The sequence below is a fragment of the Burkholderia torrens genome, assembly GCF_984668525.1.
In genome coordinates this window covers 1,228,693-1,252,426 of the sequence record NZ_OZ480211.1, presented here as the reverse complement: position 1 = coordinate 1,252,426, position 23,734 = coordinate 1,228,693, and the positions used below count along the sequence as shown (strand labels likewise).

Sequence of the window (23,734 nt, the reverse complement as noted above, 5' to 3'; positions counted from 1 at the left end):
GACGTATCGGCGAAATTTTCCCGATAGCAGAAATTAATTAAAATCGGGGGGTAGGCAGTGGAGGGTGCAGGATGCGGCAAGCGGTGCCGGCCCCGAAGCAGCGAAGCGGCGGGCTTTCGATCGCGGCAAACCGGGCGGTCGCCGGAGAACGGGCAAAAAAAAGCGCCACGGAGACCGTGGCGCTAAAAAAGTTCTAGCCATTCCGAGGGCCGTGCTAGAACCTGAGAGACTGCGCGAAACATCGTTGCCGGTTAAACTCTTGAAACGATGTTTCGAAAACGTGAGACATTCTTTCCGTTTCCGCCCGACAAGTCAAGCGGTATTTGCACCGGTTCATGCACTTTCTGGCAACGCTGATTTGAGCGTTTTCCTAATAAACCAAGGGTGAACCCGTAAAATCTCATCCAATGACCGGTTCACCCGCAGAACATGCATCCTTTGACAATAGTCCTACAATACCAACAAAATTGAAATCGAGTTTCGGAATTAGAGAGAATCCCTCGTGTCGACAACTGTAACCCTTCCCGCGTCGCGGGACCGTGAATCGTCACCCGACGAGATCACCGCCCTCGCCCGCGGCCTCGCCGTGCTGCGCCGCATCGCGGCCGCCGACGCCCCCGTCAGCAACCGTGAACTGACCGAATTGACCGGCATCCCGAAGCCGACCGTCTCGCGCATCACCGCGACGCTCGTCAGCGCCGGCTTCCTGTTCCAGTTGCCCGACAGCGAGCGCTTCGTGCTCACCGCGTCGGTGCTCGAGCTGAGCCACGGCTTCCTGCGCAACTTCGACATCCGCGCGCGTTCGCGGCCGTTCATGATCGAGTTGGCCGAACGCACGTCGCTGTCCGTACACCTCGCGGTGCGCGACCGGCTCGACATGGTCGCGATCGACGTGATCCGGCCGCGCTCGGCCGTGCTCGTCACGCGCCTCGAAATCGGCTCGCGGATGGACATCGCACGCACGGCGGTGGGCCGCGCGTATCTCGCCGCGCTCGAGGAAGACGAGCGGCGCCTGCTGCTCGAGTCGCTGCGCACCACGGCGGGCGACGACTGGCCGCACGTGTCCGCGCGCCTGACGCCCGCGCTCGACGATGCGATGCGCGACGGCCACGCGATCGCGATCGGCGAATGGCGCGAGGGCCTGAATGCGGTCGCGGCCGGTTTCGTCGGCCCGTCGGGCCAGCGCTACTCGGTGAATTGCGGCGGCGCGGCGCACCAGTGCTCGCCCGAATGGCTGCAGGAACACGTCGTGCCCGCGCTGCACGAATGCATCGCGAAAATCACGCGCGAGATCGGCGGCGCACCGGCCCGGCGCATCAGCGTGTAATCGTTCCGTCATCGTCCTGTCGCGTTCTGTAACGACCGTAACCCGTTGAAAGATAGACCACTGGACTGTAACGGGGACGGGACGTAGGATCATGCCCATCGTCGCGCCGCATTCGCGGTGCACAACGCTCTTTTCTCGCGAGTCGGCGGGGCCCCGGACCGAGCCGGGCCACCCCGTCCCGTCACCCGCCCGCCCACGCGCAGCCCAGCAGTCCGATTTCCGGCACGCCGCGCCGTCTTCCTGACAGATCACGATGGATAACGAACAAAAGCCCACGCCCCCTTCGAAAGACCCCGTGTCGCCCGCCGCACGGCGTCCGCGCCGCACGCTGATGCTCGGCACGGTCGCGGTCGTCGTCATCGGCGGCCTGCTGTGGTGGCATCCGTGGAACCGCACGCCGTCGGCCGGCAGCACGGCGACCGGTGCGAGCGCAGCCGCCGGCAGCGGCGCAGGCGGCCATCGCGGCCGCGGCGGCCCCGCTGCGATGGCGAACGTTCCGCAGCCCGTGCAGGTCGCGACCGCGACGCAAGGCGAGATGCCGATCGTGCTGTCCGCACTCGGCACCGTCACGCCGCTCGCGAACGTGACGGTCAAGACGCAGCTGTCGGGCTACCTGCAGTCGGTGTCGTTCCAGGAGGGCCAGATCGTCAAGAAGGGCGACGTGCTCGCGCAGATCGACCCGCGCCCTTACCAGGTGTCGCTCGAGAACGCCGAAGGCACGCACGCACGCGATTCCGCCCTGCTCGCGACGGCGCGCCTCGACCTGAAGCGCTACCAGACGCTGCTGTCGCAGGACTCGATCGCGTCGCAAACCGTCGATACGCAGGCGTCGCTCGTCAAGCAGTACGAAGGCGCGGTGAAGACCGACCAGGCCGCGATCGATTCCGCGAAGCTGAACCTCACGTATGCGCGCATCACGGCGCCGGTGTCGGGCCGCGTCGGCCTGCGCCAGGTCGACCCGGGCAACTACGTGACGCCGGGCGACACCAACGGCATCGTCGTGATCACGCAGCTGCAGCCGATGAGCGTGATCTTCACGACGTCGGAAGACAACCTGCCGCAGATCCTCAAGCAGGTGAACGCGGGCCAGAAGCTGTCGGTCACTGCGTACAACCGCAACAACACGGTGCCGCTCGAGACGGGTTCGCTCGCGACGCTCGACAACCAGATCGACACGAGCACCGGCACGGTCAAGCTGCGCGCGAACTTCGATAACAAGGAAGGCATGCTGTTCCCGAATCAGTTCGTGAACACGCGGCTGCTCGTCGACGTGCTGCGCAACGCGACGATCGTGCCGACCTCCGCCGTGCTGACCGGTTCGATCGGCCAGTTCGTCTATGTCGTGAAACCCGACAACACGGTCACGGTCCGCAAGGTCACGATCGGCCCGATCGACGGCGAACGCACGAGCATCGTCAGCGGCGTCGCGCTCGGCGAGCGCGTGGTGACCGACGGCTCCGACCGCCTGCGCGAAGGCTCGAAGATCTCGATTCCGGCCGACAAGCCGAAAGGCGCATCGGGCGCGCGCGGCGCACGCGCGGCGTCGGGTGCATCGGCAGCGTCGGGCGCCGCCGCCCATCGCGGCGGACACAAGCACGGCGCGTCGCAGGCAGCGGCCCCCGCGGCCCAGTAACGCGCGGGCCGCTCGATGAATCCATCCCGCCTCTTCATTCTCCGGCCGGTCGGCACCGCCCTCCTGATGGCGGCGATCATGCTGGCCGGTCTCGTCGCGCTGCGCTTCCTGCCGCTCGCCGCGCTGCCCGAAGTCGACTACCCGACGATCCAGGTCCAGACCTTCTATCCGGGCGCGAGCCCGGAAGTGATGACCTCGTCGGTCACCGCGCCGCTCGAACGGCAGTTCGGGCAGATGCCGTCGCTGAACCAGATGTCGTCGCAAAGCTCGGCCGGCGCGTCGGTGATCACGCTGCAGTTCTCGCTCGACCTGCCGCTCGACATCGCCGAGCAGGAAGTGCAGGCCGCGATCAACGCTGCCGGCAACCTGCTGCCGTCCGACCTCCCTGCCCCGCCGATCTACGCGAAGGTCAACCCGGCCGATGCGCCGGTGCTGACGCTCGCCGTCAAATCGAAGACGCTGCCGCTCACGCAGGTGCAGGACCTGGCCGACACGCGCCTCGCGATGAAGATCTCGCAGATCGCCGGCGTCGGCCTCGTCAGCCTGTCGGGCGGCAACCGTCCGGCCGTGCGGATCCAGGCGAACCCGACCGCGCTCGCCAAATACGGGATGAACCTCGACGACCTGCGCACGACGATCTCGAACCTGAACGTGAACACGCCGAAGGGCAACTTCGACGGGCCGACGCGCGCGTACACGATCAACGCGAACGACCAGCTGACGAGCGCCGACCAGTACAACAGCGCGGTCGTCGCGTACAAGAACGGCCACCCGGTGATGCTGACCGACGTCGCGACGGTCGTCGCCGGCTCGGAGAACACCAAGCTCGGCGCGTGGGTGAATTCGGACCCCGCGATCATCCTGAACGTGCAGCGCCAGCCCGGCGCGAACGTGATCGCGACCGTCGACGCGATCAAGGCGCAGTTGCCGAAGCTGCAGGAAACGCTGCCGGCCGCGCTCGACGTGGAAATCGTCACCGACCGCACGACGATGATCCGCGCGGCCGTGCGCGACGTGCAGTTCGAGCTGCTGCTCGCGGTCGCGCTCGTCGTGCTCGTGATGTACCTGTTCCTCGCGAACGTCTACGCGACGATCATCCCGAGCCTGTCGGTGCCGCTGTCGCTGATCGGCACGCTCGCGGTAATGTACATGGCCGGCTTCTCGCTGAACAACCTGTCGCTGATGGCGCTCACCATCGCGACCGGCTTCGTCGTCGACGATGCGATCGTGATGATCGAGAACATCGCGCGCTACGTCGAGGAAGGCGAAACAGGGCTCGAGGCCGCGCTGAAGGGCTCGCGGCAGATCGGCTTCACGATCATCTCGCTGACGGTATCGCTGATCGCGGTGCTGATTCCGCTGCTGTTCATGGGCGACGTGGTCGGGCGCCTGTTCCACGAATTCGCGATCACGCTCGCGGTGACGATCGTGATCTCGGCGATCGTGTCGCTCACGCTCGTGCCGATGATGTGCGCGAAGCTGCTGCGCCATTCGCCGCCGCCCGAGAGCCACCGCTTCGAGGCGCGCGTGCACCGCGCGATCGACTGGGTGATCGCACGCTACGCGGTCGCGCTCGAATGGGTGCTGAACCGCCAGCGCTCGACGCTCGTCGTCGCGCTGCTGACGCTCGCGCTGACCGCCCTGCTCTATATCTATGTGCCGAAGGGCTTCTTCCCCGCGCAGGACACCGGCGTGATCCAGGCGATCACGCAGGCGCCGCAGTCGATCTCGTACGGCGCGATGGCCGAACGCCAGCAGGCGCTCGCCGCCGAGATCCTGAAGGATCCGAACGTCGACAGCCTCACATCGTTCATCGGCGTCGACGGCAGCAACATCACGCTGAACAGCGGCCGCATGCTGATCAACCTGAAGGCGCGTGACGAACGTTCCGAGACGGCCGCGCAGATCATCCGCGACCTGCAGCACCGCGTGGCGAACATCACCGGCATCTCGCTGTTCATGCAGTCGGTGCAGGATCTGACGATCGACTCGACCGTCAGCCCGACGCAGTACCAGTTCATGCTGACGAGCCCGAACTCGGACGAATTCGCGACCTGGGTGCCGAAGCTCGTCGCGCGGCTGCAGCAGGAGCCGTCGCTCGCCGACGTCGCGACCGACCTGCAAAGCAACGGCCAGTCGGTCTACATCGAGATCGACCGCGCGAGCGCCGCGCGCTTCGGCATCACGCCGGCGACCGTCGACAACGCGCTGTACGACGCGTTCGGCCAGCGCATCGTGTCGACGATCTTCACGCAGTCGAACCAGTACCGCGTGATTCTCGAGTCCGAGCCGAAGGAGCAGCACTACGCGCAATCGCTGAACGACATCTACCTGCCGTCGGCCGGCGGCGGCCAGGTGCCGCTGGCGTCGATCGCGTCGTTCCACGAGCGGCCGTCGCCGCTGCTGGTCGCGCACCTGTCGCAGTTCCCGTCGACGACGATCTCGTTCAACCTCGCGCCGGGCGCGTCGCTCGGCGAAGCCGTCAAGGCGATCGAGGCCGCCGAGAAGGACATCAACCTGCCCGCGTCGTTCCAGACGCGCTTCCAGGGGGCGGCGCTCGCGTTCCAGGCATCGCTGTCGAACCAGCTGTTCCTGATCCTCGCGGCGATCGTCACGATGTACATCGTGCTCGGCGTGCTGTACGAGAGCTACATCCACCCGATCACGATCCTGTCGACGCTGCCGTCGGCCGGCGTCGGCGCGCTGCTCGCGCTGATGATCACCGGGCACGACCTCGACATCATCGGGATCATCGGCATCGTGCTGCTGATCGGCATCGTGAAGAAGAACGCGATCATGATGATCGACTTCGCGCTCGAGGCCGAACGCGTCGAAGGCAAGCCGCCGCGCGAGGCGATCTACCAGGCGTGCCTGCTGCGCTTCCGGCCGATCCTGATGACGACGCTCGCCGCGCTGCTCGGCGCGGTGCCGCTGATCGTCGGCTCCGGCGCGGGTTCCGAGCTGCGCCAGCCGCTCGGGATCGCGATCGCCGGCGGCCTGATCGTGTCGCAGGTGCTGACGCTGTTCACGACGCCCGTGATCTACCTCGGCTTCGACTCGCTCGCGCGCCGTGTGCGCGGCTGGTTCGAACGCCACGGGCCGGGCGCCGATACAGGCAAGCACACGGGTGCATAACCGATGAACCTGTCGCGCCCCTTCATCACCCGCCCCGTCGCGACGACGCTGCTCGCGCTCGGCGTCGCGCTCGCGGGCCTGTTCGCGTTCATCAAGCTGCCGGTGTCGCCGCTGCCGCAGGTCGACTTCCCGACGATCTCGGTGCAGGCGTCGCTGCCGGGCGCGAGCCCGGAAACGGTCGCGACCAGCGTGACGAGCCCGCTCGAGCGGCACCTCGGCTCGATCGCCGACGTGTCCGAAATGACGTCGACGAGCACGGTCGGCAACGCGCGGATCATCCTGCAGTTCGGCCTGAACCGCGACATCGACGGCGCCGCGCGCGACGTGCAGGCCGCGATCAACGCGGCGCGCGCCGACCTGCCCGCCGCGCTGAAGAGCAACCCGACCTACCGCAAGGTCAACCCGGCCGATTCGCCGATCATGATCGTGTCGCTGACGTCGGAGACTTCGTCGCCCGCGAAGCTGTACGACGCGGCGTCGACGGTGCTGCAGCAGTCGCTGTCGCAGATCGACGGGATCGGCCAGGTCTCGGTCAGCGGCTCCGCGAACCCGGCCGTGCGCGTCGAGCTCGAACCCCAGGCGCTGTTCCACTACGGGATCGGCCTCGAGGACGTGCGCGCGGCGCTGGCTTCCGCGAACGCCAACGCGCCGAAGGGCGCGATCGAGTTCGGCCCGCAGCGCTTCCAGCTCTATACGAACGACCAGGCGTCCCAGGCATCGCAATACCGCGACCTCGTGGTCGCCTACCGCAACGGCTCGGCCGTGCGGCTGTCCGACCTGTCGGACGTCGTCGACGGGGTCGAGGACCTGCGCAACCTCGGTCTGTCGAACGGCAAGCGCGCGGTGCTCGTGATCCTCTACCGCTCGCCCGGCGCGAACATCATCGAGACGATCGACCGCGTGCGCGCGGCGCTGCCGCAGCTCACCGCGTCGCTGCCGGCCGACATCACGGTCACGCCGGTGCTCGACCGCTCGACCACCATTCGCGCGTCGCTGAAGGACACCGAGCACACGCTGCTGATCGCGGTCAGCCTCGTCGTGATGGTCGTGTTCCTGTTCCTGCGCAACTGGCGCGCGACGCTGATCCCGAGCGTCGCGGTGCCGATCTCGATCATCGGCACGTTCGGCGCGATGTACCTGCTCGGCTTCTCGATCGACAACCTGTCGCTGATGGCGCTGATCGTCGCGACCGGCTTCGTCGTCGACGATGCGATCGTCGTGCTCGAGAACATCGCGCGGCATATCGAGAACGGCAAGTCGCGGATGCAAGCCGCGTTCGACGGCGCGCGCGAGGTCGGCTTCACGGTGCTGTCGATGAGCATCTCGCTCGTCGCGGTGTTCCTGCCGATCCTGCTGATGGGCGGCATCGTCGGGCGGCTGTTCCGCGAGTTCGCGCTGACGCTGTCGCTCGCGATCGCCGTGTCGCTCGCGGTCTCGCTCACCGTCACGCCGATGATGTGCGCGCGCCTGCTGCCCGAGTCGCACGACCCGCAAAACGAAGGCCGCTTCGGGCGCTTCCTCGAGCGCGGCTTCTCGCGCATGCAGCGCGGCTACGAGCGCTCGCTGTCGTGGGCGCTGCGCCGGCCGCTCTTGATCCTGCTGACGCTGTTCGCCACGATCGGGCTGAACGTCTACCTGTACATCGTCGTGCCGAAAGGCTTCTTCCCGCAGCAGGACACCGGGCTGATGATCGGCGGCATCCAGGCCGACCAGTCGACGTCGTTCCAGGCGATGAAGCTGAAGTTCTCCGAGATGATGCGCATCGTGCAGGCCAACCCGAACGTGAAGAGCGTCGCGGGCTTCACCGGCGGCACGCAGACCAACTCGGGCTTCATGTTCGTCACGCTGAAGGACCGCACCGAGCGCAAGCTGTCGGCCGACCAGGTGATCCAGCAGCTGCGCCCGCCGCTGGCGGACGTGGCGGGCGCGCGCACGTTCCTGCAGGCCGCGCAGGACATCCGCGTCGGCGGCCGGCAAAGCAACGCGCAGTACCAGTTCACGCTGCTCGGCGACTCGAGCGCCGACCTGTACAAGTGGGGGCCGATCCTGACCGAGGCGCTGCAGAAGCGCCCCGAGCTGACCGACGTGAACTCCGACCAGCAGCAAGGCGGCCTCGAGGCGATGGTGACGATCGACCGCGCGACGGCCGCGCGGTTCGGCATCAAGCCCGCGCAGATCGACAACACGCTGTACGACGCGTTCGGCCAGCGCCAGGTCTCGACGATCTACAACCCGCTGAACCAGTACCACGTCGTGATGGAAGTCGCGCCGAAATACTGGCAGAGCCCGGAGATGCTGAACCAGGTGTGGATCAGCACGTCGGGCGGCAGCGCGAACGGTTCGCAAACCACCAACGCGGCCGCCGGCACCTACGTCGCGACGTCGGCCGGCACGTCGAGCGCCGGCACGGCCACGCAGAGCGCCGCGGCGATCGCGTCGGATTCCGCGCGCAACCAGGCGCTCAACGCGATCGCCGCAAGCGGCAAGTCGAGCGCGTCGTCGGGTGCATCGGTATCGACGTCGAAGTCGACGATGATCCCGCTGTCGGCGATCGCGACGTTCGGGCCGAGCACGACGCCGCTGTCGGTCAACCACCAGGGGCTATTCGTCGCGACGACGATCTCGTTCAACCTGCCGCCGGGCGTGTCGCTGTCGCAGGCGACGCAGATCATCTACCAGACGATGGCGCAGGTCGGCGTCCCGCCGACGATCGTCGGCAGCTTCCAGGGCACCGCGCAGGCGTTCCAGCAGTCGACGAACGACCAGCCGATCCTGATCCTCGCCGCGCTGCTGGCCGTCTACATCGTGCTCGGGATCCTGTACGAGAGCTACATCCACCCGATCACGATCCTGTCGACGCTGCCGTCGGCCGGCGTCGGCGCGCTGCTCGCGCTGCTGCTGTTCAAGACCGAGTTCAGCATCATCGCGCTGATCGGCGTGATCCTGCTGATCGGTATCGTGAAGAAGAACGCGATCATGATGGTCGACTTCGCGATCGACCAGACGCGCAACCACCAGAAGTCGTCGTTCGACGCGATCCACGAGGCGTGCCTGCTGCGCTTCCGCCCGATCATGATGACGACGATGGCGGCGCTCCTGGGCGCGCTGCCGCTCGCGTTCGGCAGCGGCGACGGCGCCGAGCTGCGCGCGCCGCTCGGCATCGCGATCGCCGGCGGCCTGATCGTGTCGCAGGTGCTGACGCTCTATACGACGCCGGTCGTCTACCTGTACATGGACCGGTTCCGCGTGTGGGGCGAGAAGCGCCGCAACCGCCGCGGGAATACCGGCGGGCCGGCGGTGGCAGGCGAGTAACGGGAAACGGCCGCCCGGCGAACTGCCCCGCGAAGCTGGACCTGGATCCAGCCTTTGGGGTGCAGTTCACCGGGCGGCCGCTTTTTTCGTGCTTGCACCGCCGCAGCGATCGGCTATCGTGAGTCCATGCCCACCGCGATGCCCTTCGCCGGGAATCCGCCATGAACGTCCAGCTGAACCATACGATCGTCTGGTGCCGCGACAAGCGCGCGTCGAGCCGCTTCCTCACCGAACTCCTGGAATTGCCGCCGCCGACACCGTTCGGCGCGATGCTGGTCGTCGCGCTCGACAATGGCGTGTCGCTCGATTTCTATGAGCAGGCGGGGGAAATCCGGTCGCAGCATTACGCGTTCCTGCTCGACGAAGCCGGCTTCGATCGTGTGCTGGCACGCATCCGCGCGCGCGGGCTCGCGCACTGGGCCGATCCGGCGAAGCGGCAAGCCGGCGACATCTACCGCCACAACGGCGGCCGCGGCGTGTACTTCGACGATCCGGACGGCCACTTCCTCGAAGTGATGACGCGGCCGTATGCGCTGAACGGCTAGTGCGGCAGGCCGGCGTTGCGCCGGCCCGTGTGGTGCGGCGCGGATGCCGCCCGGTTTCGGACGGCACCCAGCGCGGCTGCCGTTACTCGGCAGCGGCCGTCGTCTTGCGCGGACGACGCGCGCGCGGTGCGGCCTTGCGGGCCGGCTTCTTCCTGGCGGCGGCCGGCGCTTCGGCAGCCGCTTCGGCATGGGCTTCGACCGGCGCCGCGTCATGCGACGGCTGCGCGGCGGCAAGCTCGCCGCCGACATCGCCAGCTACCGGCTCGGCGTGCGTCACGGCCACGTGCGGTGCGCCGCCCTGCTCCGCGTCGCGATGCGCGCCGTCGTCAGGCTTGCCTTGCGCATGCTTGTCGCCGCCGTGCTTCGCCGCATCGGCGCGCTTCGCGGCGGCGCCCTTTTTCGTGCCGGTCTTCTTCGCCGCGCTCTTGCGTGTCCGCTTGCGGCCTTCCTGCGCTTCGCCGTGGGCCTCGGTCGCTTCGGTCGCTTCGATCGTTTCGGCAGGTGCAGCCGGCACGGCGTCGGCGACGTCGTCCAGCTCCGCCGCTTCCGCCTCGACCTGCACGTTTTCGTGCACGACCGCTTCCGCCCGCTGGCCGCGACGTTGCGCATGGCGCCCGGCCCGCGCCGGCTCTGCCGCACGCGTGCCGTGGTGCGCGCCGCCGTCACCGGCCGTCGCGACATGCTCGACGGCCGCCGGCTGGCGGGCCCGCGACACGAACGCGCCCGACTTGTCGTCACGCCCCACTTCGAGCAGGCCGCGCGCCTGCGCTTCGTCGAGCAGGTTGCCGAACGCGCGGAACCCGTAGTACGACTCGTTGAAATCCGGCTTGCGGCGCTTGATCGCGCTCTTGAGCACCGACGCCCAGATCTTGCCGACGTCGTCGCGCTCCGACGCGAGCGCATCGAACGTCTCGACCGCCAGCGCGATCGCCTCGGCCTTGCGTGCATCCATGTCGTGCTTGCGCGACGACGGCTCGTCGGGCCGCTTCGCGCCGCCGTTGCCCGCACGCTGCTGCTGTTCGCGCTTCGCGAGCGCGCGCTGCTGCTCGCGCACCAGGTCGTCGTAGAAGATGAATTCGTCGCAGTTCGCGACCAGCAGGTCCGACGTCGATTTCTTCACGCCGACGCCGATCACCTTCTTCGCGTTCTCGCGCAGCTTCGACACGAGCGGCGAAAAGTCGGAATCGCCACTGATGATCACGAACGTGTCGACGTGCGACTTCGTGTAGCAGAGGTCGAGCGCGTCGACGACGAGCCGGATATCGGCCGAATTCTTGCCCGACTGGCGCACGTGCGGAATCTCGATCAGCTCGAAGCTCGCCTCGTGCATCGACGCCTTGAAGCCCTTGTAGCGATCCCAGTCGCAATAAGCCTTCTTCACGACGATGCTGCCCTTCAGCAGCAGGCGCTCCAGCACGGGCTTGATGTCGAATTTCTCGTACTTCGCGTCGCGCACGCCGAGCGCGACGTTCTCGAAGTCGCAGAACACGGCCATGCTGACGTTGTCCAGGGGTATTGCCATGTGTACTCCAACCAGTGGGCCGACGCGTTGTATGACGGTGCGGCAAAAAAAGCATCGCGCACATGATAGCCGGTCGGCGCATCATTCCCGCATCCGTGTGAACGAATGAACGCCCGAACGCCCGGTGCCGGTATGCCCGGTGCCGGTACGCCCGATGCCGGTATGCCCCTCAATACGCACCCGCCGCCGGGGCAAATCGACATTACACTTGAGTTATCGGTCGTCCGTCCCTATCTGGACGGAAGACGCATCGAGCAAGGAGCGGTTTCATGACGACGAAGGTACTGCTGATTGGCGCGACCGGCCGAACGGGCCACGCCTGCGCGGATCTGCTGCTCAAGCAGCCGGAGTTCGAGGTCACGGCGCTCGTACGCCGGCACGGCTATGCGCTGGCGGGCGCACGGGTCGTCGAGGCCGATCTGACGAACGATTTCTCGCACGCATTCCAGGGCATCACGCACGTGATCTACGCGGCCGGCTCGGCTGAATCGGACGGCGCGACCGAAGAGGAACAGGTCGACCGCGACGCGGTGGCCCGCGCGGCCGAATACACGCTGGCGTACAACGCGCAAAAGCTCGTGGTGATCAGCTCGCTGTCGGCCTACCGGCCCGAGCTGGCGCCGGACGCGCTGCGCCATTATTCGCAGATGAAACGCGAAGGCGACGACCGCGTGGCCGCGTCGGGCGTCGACTACGTGATCCTGCGCCCGGGCCCGCTCACCGACGATCCGGGCGTCGGCAAGATCGCGCTGACCGACGCATGGCTCGATCCCGCGCCGCCCGTGTCGCGCCAGGACGTTGCATGGGCCGCGATCGAGGCGATCAAGCTCGGCATCTCGCGCAAGATCGTCGGCTTCGTCGGCGGCAGCGTGCCGATCGAGCAGGCATTGCGCGCGTAGCAGCCGGCCGGGCGCCGCCGCCCGGCTGCGCGCGCGTGCTCCCGTGTCGCCTGCCCGCACGGCGGGCCGCGTCGACGTCCAGGGCGCGCTTACTGCTTCGGATGCGCGTCGGCCCACGCCTTCACGGCGGCGAGCGTGTTCTCGACGTGCTTGTCGGGCGACAGGCTCGTATATTCGTAGAGCACCTTCCCTTCCGGCGAGATCACGTACGACACGCGATTCGCGCGGTCGAGCGCCGGCAGCTTCGCGTCGTATTCACGGATGATCTTCGCGTCCGGATCGGCCGCGACCGGGAACTTGCTCCGGCACTCGCTCACCGAGAACTTCGTCAGCGTGTCGATATTGTCGGCCGATACGCCGATCACCGTCGCGCCGTAAGCCTTGTAACGGTCGACCGCATCGGCGAACGCGTGCGCCTCGATCGTGCAGCCCTTCGTGAACGCGGCCGGGTAGAAATACAGCACGACCGGCCCCTGCTTCAGCGCGTCCGCGAGCGAATACGTGTAAGTCTTGCCGCCCAGCGATGCCTGCGTCGTGAAATCCGGCGCCGCGGCGCCCGGCTTCAGTTCCGCCTGCGCCATCAGCGCATGGCCGGCCACCAGCGCCGCCACGGCGCCCAGCAACAGTTTTCGCTTCATCTGCGTCCTCATTTCTTATAAAGTCAGCCTCAATGTAGGCCACACCGGCGTTCGCCTGTCGAACACCCGCTATGCGATCCGGACCAGCGGCAATGCCATCCGCGGCCGGCCCGTTAAAGATTCCGCACAATCTGCCGTTATTCCTTGCGGACAACCGGTTCCAGCCCTTCACGTCAGCGAGAAACATGGAAGCCAACAGGAAACAGACGTCACGCAAGGGCTCCTGGCGCAGTGCCTTGCATACACTGCGCCGCTTCGCCTGGTCGGGCGGCGCGCTGATGCCCGCGCGCGCCGGCGCGCCGCGCCGCGACGACTCCGTGCGCAACTGGCTGGAACAGACGGTCGGCACGGTGGACTTCCTCGCCCATGTCGACCGCGAACTGCGCTTTCTGTACGTGTCCGACGCGAGCCTGCGCTTCATCGGCTACCACCGCGACTACCTGCATACGCTGACGCTGCGCGACCTGATCGCCGAACAGGATACCTCGGTGCTCGAAGGCCTGCTCGCGCGCGCCTCGCGTTCGGGCCAGGTCGAGAAGGCGACGATGTGCATCGTCAAGTCGCTCACCTACCCGCTGGACGTCGAGGTCCGCGCGTTCAAGAGCCGCCACCACGGTGTCGACGGCTTCGCGATCGCGGCATTCGACGTGTCGTCGTGGCGCGCGCTCGAGGCGAAGCTGACGTACGAAATGCACCATGACCCGATGACGGGGCTCGACAACCTGTCCGCGCTCGTGCCGGCACTGATGCGCGCGCAGCAGACCGCCGACGAGGGCGGCACCTGCGCGGCGCTGCTGCTGCTCGACCTCGACGACTACCAGCGGATCAACCGCGCGCTCGGCTACGACGCGGGCGACACGCTGCTGCGCGATACCGCGCAGCGGCTGAAGGCGCTCGTCACGCCGAACGAGCAGCTCGCGCGCGTCGCGAGCGACAAGTTCGCGGTCGTGCTCGGCGCATCCGACCGCGCGCAGGCGACCCATGCCGCCGACGCACTCGCGCGCCGGCTGCAGGCCGCGGTGCGCGAGCCCTACGTGTACCAGGGGCAGACCGTGCACTTGTCCGCGAGCATCGGCATCGCGCTGTATCCGGACGAACGGGCCGCGCCGCATCGCGCGCAGCATCACAGCCCGCTGCTGCGCCGCGCCGACCACGCGCTCGCGCAGGCGAAGGCATCGGGCGGCAACGCGCTCGCGTTCCATGCGCCGGTCGACGACCCGGCCGACGCCGAACGGCTGAAGCTGGAGGCCGACCTGTACGACGGCGTGCGCAACGGCGAGTTCTCGCTCCATTTCCAGCCGATCACGCGCAGCCAGTCGGGCGCGGTGGTCGGTGTCGAGGCGCTGATTCGCTGGCGCCATCCGGTGCACGGGCTCGTGCCGCCGGCGACCTTCATTCCGCTCGCCGAATCGATCGGCCTGATCAACTACCTCGGCAACTGGGTGCTCAAGGCCGCGTGCATGCAGCTCGTCGCGTGGGACAGCCAGGGGCTCGCGCTGCAGTACGTCGCCGTCAACGTGTCGCCGCAGCAGTTCCGCGACCCGCGCTTCACGCAGAGCGTGCGCGAGGCGATCGCGCTGACGGGCATCGACCCGCGCCGCATCGTGCTCGAAATCACCGAAAGCCTGCTGATGCACGATCCCGCGCATGCGAAAGTGCTGCTCGAGGAGCTGACCGATCTCGGCATCCGCTTCGCGATCGACGATTTCGGCACCGGCTATTCGAGCCTCGCCTACCTGCAGCGCTTCCCGCTCGCGAAGCTGAAGATCGACCGCAGTTTCGTCGAGAACCTGCTGACGTCGCGCAACGACCGCGCGATCGTATCGGCGGTGGTCGGCCTCGCGCAGACGCTCGATCTCGAACTCGTCGCCGAAGGCGTTGAGACCGAGGCGCAGCGCGAACTGCTGACGGAGATGGGCTGCAACCACATCCAGGGCTGGCTCGTCTGCCAGGCGCTGCCGTCCGAGGAGCTCGCGCGGCGCTTCGCGGCGCATCAGCTGCACCTGCACGCCGCCGCCTGACGCGCGCGGCGAACCGGACAGATCCGTATGTCAATCACCGAACACATGCCCCGCACGGCCTTGCTGGACAAGCTGTGGGCCCGGATGAACGAACGGGGCGATTTCCCGCTGCTGTCGGAATCGCTGCGCGCGACGATGGCTGCGATGAAGAACGACGACCTCGACTTCACCGCGCTCGTGCGCGTCGTGCTGTCGGACTTCGCGCTCACGCAGAAGGTGCTGCGGCTCGCGAACTCCGCGATGTACATGGCGTTCGGCGGCAACATCACGACCGTGACCCGCGCGCTGATGGTGCTCGGCATGGACGCCGTCGGCCATCTGGTCGTCGGGCTGAAGCTCGTCGACCATTTCCATCACAGCACGCCGCGGCGCATCGACGCGAAGCTCGAACTGAACCGTGCGCTGCTGTCCGGCTGCGTCGCGCGCAAGCTCACCGAGCGCGCCGACCTGCGCGCGGGCGAGGAAGCCGTCGTCTGCACGCTGATGCGCCAGGTCGGCAAGCTGCTCGTCGTCTGCTATCTCGACAGCGAATGGGACAAGATCCGCCGCCATGCGGCCGAGCTGCACGGCGACGAATCGGCCGCCTGCATCGAGGTGCTCGGCGTCGGCTTCGACGAGATCGGGCTCGAGGCAGCAACGCGCTGGCGGCTGCCCGACATGATCCGGGACGGCATCGCCGACGATCATCACCACTTGAACCGGGTCGACGCGTTCGGCCGCGAACTCGCCGCCGACGAGGACATGATCGAACGCGTGAACTGGCTGCGTGCGGTGAGCCGCTGTTCGACCGACGTCGCGAGTGCGCTCGCGATGCCCGACGGCCCGCAGCGCGACGCGCACGTCACGGCGCTCGCGCAGCACTATGCGCTGGCGCTCGATACGGAACCCGACGCGCTCGTCGAGATTGCCGAGCGGCTCGCGCACGAGGAAGCGAGCGACACCGTGATGCGCGAGATCGACGAACTGCGCGCGAACGCCGATGCGATCGCGCGCGCGCAGGCCGAACCCGAGGCGTGCCTCGAAGCCGGCCTCGCCGACCTGCGCGCACTGCCGTCCGAGCACGTGCTGACGCCGGTGCTCGCCCTGGCGTCGGAAAGCCTGCTCGCGAGCCTCGCGTTCACGCGCACCGTCACGTTCGTCCGGCACGACGACGGCACGTTCGCCGCACGCCTGGGCTTCGGTCCCGGCGTCGACGACGCCCTCTACCGGCTGCGCTTCGACGAGCGCTTCGAGCCCGACGTGTTTCATCTCGCGATCACCAATTCGGTCGGCATCTTCATCGAGCAGGCGCAGGAACCGAAGATGCTCAAGCGCCTGCCCGCGTGGTATCTCGACGTGTTCGACGACACGCGCGCATTCGTGCTGCTGCCGGTGCGCGTCGATGCGACGACGGTCGCGCTGCTGTACGGCGACTGGGCCGGCGCGCAGCCGGCCCGCAAGATCTCGCAGCAGGAAATGAGCATCCTCAACGAGCTCGCGAGCGAACTGGGCCGGTTCTTTCCCGCGCAGCACGGCTGACGGCCGGCCCGCTTTCGCCGTTTCCGTCGTTTCCGTCGTTTTCGCCGTTTCTGCGCCACAAATGCAAACCGGCCGCATCAGCAGCCGGTTTTTTACATCGTGCGTTCGAACGAGACGCTTACTTGAGCGTGACGGGCACGCTGAAGTACTTCTTCGCGAGGTTGTCGATCGTGCCGTCGGCCTTCAGGTCCTTCAGCGCCTGATCGAGCGCGGTCTTCAGCGCCGCGTCGTTCTTGCGCAGGCCGAAGCCGACGCCCGAGCCGAGGATCTCGGTGTCGCTGACGGTGCCGCCCGCGAACGCGAAGCCCTGGCCTTGCGGCTTCGTCAGGAAGCCCTTCGAGCCAGCTTCCGAATCCTGGAACGTCGCGTCGAGACGGCCCGACTTCAGGTCGGCATACGCCAGGTCCTGCGTCTGGTACGGCACGACTTCAACGCCGGCCGGCGCCCACTTCTTCTTCGCGTACGCTTCCTGGATCGTGCCCTGCAGCACGCCGACGCGCTTGCCCTTCAGCGACTGCGGGGTCGGCAGCAGGCCGCTGCCCTGCTTCGCGATCAGCTGGTTCGGAATCGTGTAGATCGGGTCGGTGAATGCGATCGCGTGCTTGCGCTGGTCGGTGATCGTCATGTCCGAGTTGATCGCGTCGAACTTGCGCGCCTGCAGCGCGGGGATCAGGCCATCGAAGTCGTTCTCGACCCACACGCACTTCGTCTTCAGCTTCGCGCACACCGCGTTGCCGATATCGATGTCGAAGCCGGTCAGCTTGCCGTCGGGCGTCTTGTATTCGAACGGTGCGTACGAGGCCTCGACACCGAACCGGATCTCCTTCAGATCCGCGGCAAACGTGCTGCCTGCCGCCACGGCCGATGCCGCCACCACCGCATGCGCGGCCACTTTACGCCAATCCAACTTCATCAGGTGCTCTCCTCGATACTCGAATGTTCCGGAACTACGGGCGCATGCATCATTGCAGGGTCAGATGACCGCGACAACATAGCTGCCGCGCCGTGATGCGGCGCAACAGCCGCAAGGCCGCGATTGTACCAATCCACGCGGCCCGATATGGCAAAGCGGCGGCCGCCGCGCGATGCTGCGGCGCGCATACGACACCGGCCGGGCCGGCCGTCGAACTTGCAAGACGATGTCGCAAATATGCAAGGCAGGCCGCACGTCGATGCGGCCGGGCCGATCGGTCAGACGAGTGCCGCGATCGTCTCGCGCGTCGTGTCGATCACGAGCAGGCCCGCGCGCAGCCCCGGCTTCACGGTCGGGTTCGGGAACACGATCCGTTCCTCGTCGTGCGTGACCGTGTAGCGGTAATCGCCGTCCTGCGCGAGCACCGTGCCGCGTGCGAATGGGGTGAAGTTCGCGACGTCGGCCGCGACGAACAGCTCGAGCGCGTCGCTCTGCTTCGTGATCTGGTCGATCACCGTGAAGACGCGTGGCAGCGGCGGATGATCGCCCTGCGCGTCGGCGTCGGTCGGCGGATGGCCGCCCCACGCCCCCGACACGAGCTTGCGCACCGCGCGGTCGGCCGGCGCGAAGCGCGCCAGGTCGTTCTGGCCGAACGGCCGCACCTTGCCGAGTTCGAGCGTGCACGCAAGCGCGCCGCAGTGCTCGGCCGTGAAATGCGAATACGTATTGCCCTTCGCGGTATGCAGCAGCACGGCCGCGATGCGCGCATCGCCGAGCCATTCGACCATCTTGCGCGTCGGCGGCGTGCCGGTGTGCGGCAGCAGCGCGAACTGCTCGAACACCGATGCGCGGATCGCCGTGTGCATGTCGATGTGCCAGCGCGCGCCGCCCGCCGGCGCGGCCGCGAAGAACGCGGCAGCGGCCGCTTCGAGCTGCACGGCGCGCGGCGCCTCGCGGCTCGCGGGCACCTGCGTGTGACGACCGCTGAACAGGCGGTTCAGGTCGTCGTCGAGATAGCGCTCGCCCGCGCGCATCGCCGGCACGTTGCCGAGCGCGACGAGCAGCCGGCATGCGAGCGGCAGCGCGCCCGACGCGAGATCGCGCACGAGCATCGACAGCAGCTCGATCGGCGCCGTCTCGTCGCCGTGCACGCCGGCCGACACGAGCACGCTCGCGCGTGCCGCCTCGTCGGCCGCGGCCGGTTCGAGCACGAGCAGCCCGTCGCCGGGCCATTGCCAGCGCACCGCGCCGCCCGCACAGGTGCCCTCCCGCTCGGCCGGCGTGCTGCCGGCCAGCGTGAACGCGAGAAAGTCGTCGAGCAGCGCGGTGGCCGGCATCCGTGCCTCAGCGCTGGAAGTCATACAGCGAACCGACGCGCAGGATCTGCGTGAGTTCGTCGAGCGCCGTGCGCGATTCGTCGAGCAGCGCCGGGTCGGCGAGGTCCTCCGGTGCGAGGCGATCGCGGTAGTGCTTGTCGATCCACGCGTCGAGCGACGCGAACAGCGTGTCGTTGATCCACACGTTCGACGTGACGGCCGCGCGCTCCGCGTCGTTCAGCACGACGCGCAGGCGCAGGCACGCGGGGCCGCCGCCGTTCTTCATGCTTTCGCGCAGGTCGAACACGAGCACGTCGTGAATCGGGCCGTTGCCGGCCGCGAGCTGGTCGAGATAGGCGGCGACGTTCGCGTTCTCGCGGCATTCCTGCGGCACGACGAGCACTTGCGAGCCGTCCGCGCGCGACAGCAGCTGGCTGTTGAACAGGTACGACGTCACCGCGTCGTTCACGCTCACGGCCGCATCGGGCACCTCGATCACGTTCAGGCGCGCGCCGCGTGCGTCGAGCGCGGCGGTCAGCGTGTCGTAGATCGCCTGCTTGTTGACGAACGCGCGCTCGTGCGTGAACAGCGTGTCGCGGTTGCCGACCGAGATCACGTCGTTGTGGAACACGCCCGCGTCGATCACGTCCGGGTCCTGCTGCGCGTAGACCGTCGCTTCTTCGGCAAGACCGTGGCGATGCGCGACCGCGCGGCTCGCCTCGAAGGTCTGGCGTGCCGGGAAGCGCTTCGGCTCGGGCCCGCGGCGGTATTCCGCGCGGCCGTACACGAAGAACTCGATACCCGGCTTGCCGTATTCGGCGCAAAAGCGCGTATGGTTCGCCGCGCCTTCGTCGCCGAGCGCCGGCGTGCCCGTCAGCGCTTCATGCACCGCGAAGTGCGCGGGATCGGCGAACAGCGTCGACAGCGTGCGGCGCGTGGCTTCGTGCTCGATCGCGCGATGCAGCTTGCTGCACAGGTTCGCCGGCGTGAAGTGCACGCGGCCGTCGCTCGTGTCGGCCGACGGGCTGACGGTGGCCGCATTCGCGGTCCACATCGCCGACGCCGAGCTCGCCGCGGCGAGCAGCTCGGGCGCCTGCTTCGCGGCCTTCGCGATCACGTCCGCGTCCTTGCCCGAGAAACCGAGCTCGCGCAACAGGCGCAGCGACGGCCGCTCCTGCGGCGGCAGCACGCCCTGGGCGAAGCCGAGATCCGCGAGTTGCTTCATCTTGCGCAGCCCCTGTTTCGCGGCGGCCTTCGGGTTCGCGGCCGACTTCTCGTTGTTGAGCGACGCCACGTTGCCGAACGACAGCCCGGCGTAGTTGTGGGTCGGGCCGACGAGCCCGTCGAAATTGGCTTCTTGTGCGTTCATCGTCGTTCCCTCGATCAGAAATGCAGGCCCGGCGACAGGCTCGCGGGCAAAGTCAGTTGCGTGCTTTCCACCGACGCCATCGGATACGCGCAATAGTCGGCCGCGTAGTACGCGCTCGGGCGATGGTTGCCCGAGCGGCCCGTGCCGCCGAACGGCGCGGCGGACGACGCACCGTTGGTCGGCCGGTTCCAGTTGACGATCCCGGCGCGGATCGTGTGGCGGAAGTGTTCCCATGCCTTCTCGTCGTCGGCCAGCAGGCCGGCGGACAGGCCGAACGCCGTGTCGTTCGCGCGCTCGATCGCTTCGTCGAACGTCGCGTAGCGGACGATCTGCGCGAGCGGGCCGAAGTGCTCTTCGTCAGGCAGGTTCGCGACGCCCGTCACATCGACGATCGCGGCATTCACGAAGCCGAGGCGCGGATCGCGCTGCGTCATCGCGATGATCGGCTTCGCGCCCTGCTCGATCAGGCGCGACTGCGCGTCGACCAGCTTCGCGGCCGCGCGCGCCGAGATCACCGCGCCCATGAACGGCTGCGGATCGGCATCGAACACGTCGGCCGTGATCTTCGACGTGACGTCGGCGAAGCGTGCGAGGAAGCGGTCGCCGAACGCGCCCTGCGGCACGAAGATACGGCGCGCGCACGTGCAGCGCTGGCCGGCTGACAGGAACGCCGACTGGATCGTGTGATGCACGGCCGCGTCGATGTCCTCGACTTCGCCGATCACGAGCGGGTTGTTGCCGCCCATCTCGAGCGCGAGCACGATTTCCGGACGGCCGCCGAACTGCTTGTGCAGCAGCGTGCCCGTATCGGAGCTGCCCGTGAAGAACAGCCCGTCGATCTGCCGATGGTTCGCGAGCGCGATGCCCGTGTCCTTCTCGCCCTGCACGAGGTTCAGCACGCCGGCCGGCAGCCCGGCTTCGTTCCACACCTCGACGGTCGCGCGCGCGACGCCCGGTGCGAGCTCCGACGGCTTGAACACGACCGCGTTGCCGGCGATCAGCGCGGGCACGATATGGCCGTTCGGCAAGTGGCCAGGGAAGTTGTACGGGCCGAATACCGCGACGACGCCGTGCGGGCGGTGGCGCAGCACCGCGACGCCGTCGGCCATGTCCTGGCGCTTCTCGCCGGTGCGTTCCTGGTATGCCTGGATCGAGATGCCGACCTTCGCGGCCATCGACGCGACTTCGGTGCGTGCTTCCCACAGCGGCTTGCCCGTCTCGCGGCCGATCGCGGTCGCGATCGCTTCCTTGCGTTCGTTGAGCAACGCGGCGAAGCGCTTGACGATCGCGCAGCGCGATTCGAAGTCGAGCGCCGACCAGCCGGCGAATGCGCGGCGCGCGCTCGCGACCGCGCGGTCGACGTCGGCCGCCGACGCGCTTTCGCCCTGCCATGCGATCTCGTCGGTGCCCGGGTTGCGCGAAGCGAAGACGGGGCCCGAGCCTGCGACCCAGGCGCCGTCGATGAAGAGTTCCGTCATGATTCGTTTATCCCTGTTTGACTTTGAGCGGCAGCACGCGGACCGGATCGCCGGCCTTCACGTCGAGCGCGACGGCGTCGTCGGCCGACAGCACGAACGAGCCGTTCGCGACCACGCCCGGCGCGACGCCGACGCGGAAATCGCCGAGCGACGTGTTCGACACGAGCGACCTCGGGGCGTCGTCCCGTGCATCGGGCACGCCGATCGCGACCGGCACGACGACGCTCTCGCGCACCGTGCGCAGGTCGTTGACGTGGCATTCGAGCACGGGGCCCGCGTCGAAGATGTCGACGTGATTCTGGTAGCGCAGCCCTTCCGCTTCGAGCATCTTGCGGGCCGGCAGCGTGTCGCGGTGCGTGAGGCCGACCGCGTCCTGCGCGTCCTGCGGCAGCAGGTCGACGTACACCGGGTAGCGCGGCATCAGTTCCGCGAGGAACGACTTGCGGCCGTGCGAGCTGAGGTAATCGGCTGCGTTGAAATCGATCTGGTAGAAGTGCGAACCGACTGCGCGCCAGAACGGCGACGTGCCGTCCTCGTCGAAGTGGCCGCGCAGTTCCGCGCAGATGCGTTCCGGGAAGCGTTCGCGGAACTGCGCGATGAACATGAAGCGCGAGCGCGACAACAGGCCGCCGACGCCGCCCGTGCGATAGCGTGGGCTCAGGAACAGCGAGCACACTTCCGCGTAGCCCGTCAGGTCGTGCGAGATGTTCAGCGCGGACATCCGCGTCCACACGCCGAGTTCCTGGCTCGCGTGCACGACCGTGCTCACGCGGTAGTTGTAGAACGGCTGTTCGAGGCCGACCTGCGTTTCGATCCCGCACACGCCCGCGATGTCGCCCGTCTTCGAATCTTCCATCACGAAGAAGTAGCCGGCTTCGCCCGGCGCGGCCTGCCCGTCGAGCGTGCGGCGCGAGCGTTCGATGCGCGCGGCGAGCGCGTCGCGGTCGGGCTTGAACGTGGTCAGGCCCGGCCCGGTTTCCTTCGCGAGCGACACGAGCGCGTCGACGTCGCCCGTTTGTACGACCCGAACGACGATCATGCTGCGTCTCCCTTCAAATCTTCATCGTCGCGACGGTGCAGCGGCACGCAGCGCACGACATCGCCATCCTTCACATCGAGCGCCGCGCGCACGTCGCCTGCCAGCGGTGCATCGGGCGTATCGCCCGGCAGGTCGGCCAGCACGCAGCGGAACGATTCGCCGCTGCCCGTCGACACCATGTAGGCGACGTCGCCCTGCTGGTGCGCGGCCTCGCGCACGACACGCTCCGACGCCTGCTTCACGCATGCGGTGCGATCGACCTGCGCGGTCAGCACCGGGCCTGCGTCGAAGATGTCGACGAAGCGGTCGGGCTCGAAGCCTTCCTCGAGATGGATGTCGTACGCGAGCAAGGCCGTTTCGTTCGGCTCGCCGAGCACGCGCTGCGCGGCTTCCGGCAGCAGCGGCACGTAGAGCGGATAGGCCGGCATCACTTCCGCGATGAACGTGCGGCTGCGGCCGCCCGACGCGATGTCGACGTCGGTGAAGTTGCGGCCGAAGAACTTGCGCCCCACTGCTTCCCAGAACGGCGATGCGCCGGTGCCGTCGCTCACGCCGAGCAGCAGCGTGAACACTTCCGGCGTGAAGCGGCGGCGGTTCGCGGCGATGTACATCATCCGGGCGCGCGAGATCAGGTGCGCGGCCGCGTCGCCGCGCAGCGACGGATCGACGTAGAAACCCGCGAGCCGGCTCTTGCCGGTCAGCTCGTGCGACATCGTGAGCGCGTGGATCTTGCGGTTCACGTGCAGTTCGCGCGACGCGTGGATCAGTGCGTCGTTGCGGAACGCGTAGAACGGTTCCGAGTAGCCGGCCGCGGCCACGATGCTTGCCGTGCCGAGCAGCTTGCCGGTCGACGAATCCTCGAGCACGAAGAGGTAGAACTCTTCGCCGGCGAAGTCGACGTCCGCGCGAAACGAATCCTCGGAGAGCGCCACGCGCGCTTCGAGCGCGGCGCGGTCGTGCGGCAGCGAGTGCAGGACCGGCTGCGCGGTGCGCGCCATGTGCGCGAGCGCATCGAGATCCGTGAGTTTGCCGGGGCGAACAAATAGCATCGTCGTTCCTGTCTGCGATG

The 23,734-nt window shown here is 67.8% G+C and carries 16 protein-coding genes; 8 read left to right on the top strand and 8 right to left on the bottom strand.

Translation table 11 applies throughout. The features are described 5' to 3' along the window. The first annotated feature begins 502 nt into the window (after nt 1–502). From AC5LXX_RS05860 to AC5LXX_RS05840, 5 genes are all read left to right on the top strand, one after another. Nucleotides 503–1,327 (top strand): IclR family transcriptional regulator, encoded by an 825-nt coding sequence (locus AC5LXX_RS05860; protein ID WP_322083835.1) that lies wholly within the window; start codon nt 503–505, stop codon nt 1,325–1,327. Nucleotides 1,328–1,580: 253 nt separating this feature from the next. Further along, complete coding sequence (locus AC5LXX_RS05855; protein ID WP_493410774.1) at nt 1,581–2,960, top strand: MdtA/MuxA family multidrug efflux RND transporter periplasmic adaptor subunit; 1,380 nt, start codon at nt 1,581–1,583, stop codon at nt 2,958–2,960. Nucleotides 2,961–2,975: 15 nt separating this feature from the next. Further along, a complete protein-coding gene (locus AC5LXX_RS05850) occupies nt 2,976–6,095 on the top strand; it encodes an MdtB/MuxB family multidrug efflux RND transporter permease subunit (protein ID WP_493410773.1) in 3,120 nt (1,039 codons plus the stop codon). A 3-nt stretch (nt 6,096–6,098) separates the two neighbouring features. Continuing rightward, nucleotides 6,099–9,407 (top strand): efflux RND transporter permease subunit, encoded by a 3,309-nt coding sequence (locus AC5LXX_RS05845; RefSeq protein WP_493410772.1) that lies wholly within the window; start codon nt 6,099–6,101, stop codon nt 9,405–9,407. A gap of 161 nt (nt 9,408–9,568) precedes the next feature. Further along, nucleotides 9,569–9,952, top strand: a complete 384-nt coding sequence (locus AC5LXX_RS05840; protein ID WP_493410771.1) for a VOC family protein — start codon at nt 9,569–9,571, stop codon at nt 9,950–9,952. An 82-nt stretch (nt 9,953–10,034) separates the two neighbouring features. Here AC5LXX_RS05840 and AC5LXX_RS05835 read toward each other — a convergent pair whose 3' ends face one another. Continuing rightward, the gene (locus AC5LXX_RS05835; RefSeq protein WP_493410770.1) at nt 10,035–11,474 is read right to left on the bottom strand and encodes an NYN domain-containing protein; all 1,440 of its coding nucleotides are present in this window, start codon (nt 11,472–11,474) and stop codon (nt 10,035–10,037) included. Nucleotides 11,475–11,743: 269 nt separating this feature from the next. Between AC5LXX_RS05835 and AC5LXX_RS05830 the strand changes: the two genes are divergently transcribed. Next, a complete protein-coding gene (locus AC5LXX_RS05830) occupies nt 11,744–12,373 on the top strand; it encodes an SDR family oxidoreductase (protein ID WP_493410769.1) in 630 nt (209 codons plus the stop codon). Between the two features lie 89 nt (nt 12,374–12,462). On the opposite strand, the gene AC5LXX_RS05825 is transcribed toward AC5LXX_RS05830, so the two are convergent. Continuing rightward, nucleotides 12,463–13,011: a peroxiredoxin gene (locus AC5LXX_RS05825; RefSeq protein WP_493402675.1), complete on the bottom strand. Its 549-nt coding sequence runs from the start codon at nt 13,009–13,011 to the stop codon at nt 12,463–12,465. 278 nt (nt 13,012–13,289) lie between these two features. Here AC5LXX_RS05825 and cdpA point away from each other — a divergent pair, with 278 nt between their 5' ends. Beyond that, complete coding sequence (cdpA, locus tag AC5LXX_RS05820; RefSeq protein ID WP_493411087.1) at nt 13,290–15,032, top strand: cyclic di-GMP phosphodiesterase CdpA; 1,743 nt, start codon at nt 13,290–13,292, stop codon at nt 15,030–15,032. Nucleotides 15,033–15,059: 27 nt separating this feature from the next. Further along, entirely contained in the window at nt 15,060–16,550 is a 1,491-nt protein-coding gene (locus AC5LXX_RS05815) for an HDOD domain-containing protein (protein WP_493410768.1), read from the top strand. A gap of 118 nt (nt 16,551–16,668) precedes the next feature. Here the strand turns inward: AC5LXX_RS05815 and AC5LXX_RS05810 are convergent, their stop codons facing one another. The 6 genes from AC5LXX_RS05810 to aruF all read right to left on the bottom strand — a co-directional run bounded on the left by AC5LXX_RS05810 (nt 16,669) and on the right by aruF (nt 23,714). After that, the gene (locus AC5LXX_RS05810; protein WP_493402673.1) at nt 16,669–17,463 is read right to left on the bottom strand and encodes an ABC transporter substrate-binding protein; all 795 of its coding nucleotides are present in this window, start codon (nt 17,461–17,463) and stop codon (nt 16,669–16,671) included. Between the two features lie 278 nt (nt 17,464–17,741). Next, nucleotides 17,742–18,800 (bottom strand): succinylglutamate desuccinylase, encoded by a 1,059-nt coding sequence (gene astE, locus AC5LXX_RS05805; RefSeq protein ID WP_493411086.1) that lies wholly within the window; start codon nt 18,798–18,800, stop codon nt 17,742–17,744. Between the two features lie 7 nt (nt 18,801–18,807). Continuing rightward, the gene (gene astB / locus AC5LXX_RS05800) at nt 18,808–20,148 is read right to left on the bottom strand and encodes an N-succinylarginine dihydrolase (protein ID WP_493410767.1); all 1,341 of its coding nucleotides are present in this window, start codon (nt 20,146–20,148) and stop codon (nt 18,808–18,810) included. Between the two features lie 14 nt (nt 20,149–20,162). After that, nucleotides 20,163–21,626 (bottom strand): succinylglutamate-semialdehyde dehydrogenase, encoded by a 1,464-nt coding sequence (gene astD, locus AC5LXX_RS05795; RefSeq protein WP_493410766.1) that lies wholly within the window; start codon nt 21,624–21,626, stop codon nt 20,163–20,165. Between the two features lie 7 nt (nt 21,627–21,633). Beyond that, nucleotides 21,634–22,665: an arginine N-succinyltransferase gene (gene astA, locus AC5LXX_RS05790; RefSeq protein ID WP_493402670.1), complete on the bottom strand. Its 1,032-nt coding sequence runs from the start codon at nt 22,663–22,665 to the stop codon at nt 21,634–21,636. Beyond that, nucleotides 22,662–23,714: an arginine/ornithine succinyltransferase subunit alpha gene (gene aruF / locus AC5LXX_RS05785; protein ID WP_493410765.1), complete on the bottom strand. Its 1,053-nt coding sequence runs from the start codon at nt 23,712–23,714 to the stop codon at nt 22,662–22,664. The genes astA and aruF overlap by 4 nt, the downstream gene beginning before the upstream one ends. Nucleotides 23,715–23,734 lie beyond the last annotated feature (20 nt).

Bases quoted from the DNA above. Each gene is read 5' to 3' on its own strand.
- AC5LXX_RS05855 (WP_493410774.1), top strand. From the start codon at position 1,581: ATGGATAACGAACAAAAGCCCACGCCCCCTTCGAAAGACCCCGTGTCG.
- AC5LXX_RS05850 (WP_493410773.1), top strand. From the start codon at position 2,976: ATGAATCCATCCCGCCTCTTCATTCTCCGGCCGGTCGGCACCGCCCTC.
- AC5LXX_RS05845 (WP_493410772.1), top strand. From the start codon at position 6,099: ATGAACCTGTCGCGCCCCTTCATCACCCGCCCCGTCGCGACGACGCTG.
- AC5LXX_RS05840 (WP_493410771.1), top strand. From the start codon at position 9,569: ATGAACGTCCAGCTGAACCATACGATCGTCTGGTGCCGCGACAAGCGC.
- AC5LXX_RS05835 (WP_493410770.1), bottom strand. From the start codon at position 11,474: ATGGCAATACCCCTGGACAACGTCAGCATGGCCGTGTTCTGCGACTTC.
- AC5LXX_RS05830 (WP_493410769.1), top strand. From the start codon at position 11,744: ATGACGACGAAGGTACTGCTGATTGGCGCGACCGGCCGAACGGGCCAC.
- AC5LXX_RS05825 (WP_493402675.1), bottom strand. From the start codon at position 13,011: ATGAAGCGAAAACTGTTGCTGGGCGCCGTGGCGGCGCTGGTGGCCGGC.
- cdpA (WP_493411087.1), top strand. From the start codon at position 13,290: ATGCCCGCGCGCGCCGGCGCGCCGCGCCGCGACGACTCCGTGCGCAAC.
- AC5LXX_RS05815 (WP_493410768.1), top strand. From the start codon at position 15,060: ATGTCAATCACCGAACACATGCCCCGCACGGCCTTGCTGGACAAGCTG.
- AC5LXX_RS05810 (WP_493402673.1), bottom strand. From the start codon at position 17,463: ATGAAGTTGGATTGGCGTAAAGTGGCCGCGCATGCGGTGGTGGCGGCA.
- astE (WP_493411086.1), bottom strand. From the start codon at position 18,800: ATGCCGGCCACCGCGCTGCTCGACGACTTTCTCGCGTTCACGCTGGCC.
- astB (WP_493410767.1), bottom strand. From the start codon at position 20,148: ATGAACGCACAAGAAGCCAATTTCGACGGGCTCGTCGGCCCGACCCAC.
- astD (WP_493410766.1), bottom strand. From the start codon at position 21,626: ATGACGGAACTCTTCATCGACGGCGCCTGGGTCGCAGGCTCGGGCCCC.
- astA (WP_493402670.1), bottom strand. From the start codon at position 22,665: ATGATCGTCGTTCGGGTCGTACAAACGGGCGACGTCGACGCGCTCGTG.
- aruF (WP_493410765.1), bottom strand. From the start codon at position 23,714: ATGCTATTTGTTCGCCCCGGCAAACTCACGGATCTCGATGCGCTCGCG.